Origin of the sequence: Pseudomonas sp. HY2-MNA-CIBAN-0224 (assembly GCF_040310285.1) — a bacterium.
Taxonomy (GTDB): domain Bacteria; phylum Pseudomonadota; class Gammaproteobacteria; order Pseudomonadales; family Pseudomonadaceae; genus Aquipseudomonas; species Aquipseudomonas helleri.
The window spans coordinates 1-344 of the sequence record NZ_JBEOPQ010000276.1 but is presented as its reverse complement, the minus strand read 5'-3'; the positions used below and the strand labels follow the sequence as shown (position 1 = coordinate 344).

Genomic DNA, 344 nt, shown 5'->3' with positions numbered 1-344 from the left:
CTTCTTCTTCAATTTTGCGCGTCTCAGCTGTCTCACGCGCAATGACAGAAGAGATTTCACGTTGCTGTTTGGCTTCGGCATCGGCTTGTTGACGCTCAAGCTCCAGCATTGCCTCTTTGGTCTCAACGTTTTTCTTTTTAACGGCCAACTCTTCGTCACGCTCAAGCTCGTTAGTGATGACGTTTTGGAAGGCTGTTAGCTGAGTAATCTTTTTGATACCTTCAGCATCCAAGATATTGCTTGAATCTAGTGAGGCTTTCGGCGTTTGCTCTAAATAATCAATCGCCACATCTTCTAAGACATAGCCATTCAGATCGTTACCGATTTCTTGGACGATACTGTCA

Annotated in this window: 1 pseudogene; it reads right to left on the bottom strand. The window is 44.8% G+C overall.

Annotation, left to right across the window (positions count from 1 at the left end):
- Positions 1-344, bottom strand: a pseudogene (locus AAEZ03_RS26375) (hypothetical protein); the annotation flags it as partial.